Here is a 350-nt window from a genome sequence, read left to right on the forward strand (position 1 = left end):
GCTGATGATAGTGTGGAAATAAGGCAGGAAGATTATGACAGCCTTGTAGGAAATTCACCACCTCTTATTGAACATCTACTCGAGATCCGTGGCCTTGGGATTATTAATGTGATGACATTGTTTGGCGCCGGTTCAGTTAGAAGCCATAAGAAGATTTCGCTTATCATTAACCTGGAAATTTGGGATCAGAAGAAACAATATGACCGCCTAGGTCTTGATGAGGACAAAATGAGAATTATGGAAGTGGACATTCCGAAAGCCACTATTCCAGTTCGTCCTGGTAGAAACCTGGCCGTTATTATTGAAGTTGCAGCAATGAACTTTCGTTTAAAAAGAATGGGAGTTAATGC

The 350-nt window shown here is 41.1% G+C and carries 1 pseudogene; it reads left to right on the top strand.

What is annotated here, in order from left to right:
* Nucleotides 1-350, top strand: a pseudogene (locus RG959_RS23915) (HPr(Ser) kinase/phosphatase); the annotation flags it as partial.

Source organism: Domibacillus sp. 8LH (assembly GCF_038806185.1).
Lineage (GTDB): Bacteria > Bacillota > Bacilli > Bacillales > Domibacillaceae > Domibacillus > Domibacillus indicus_A.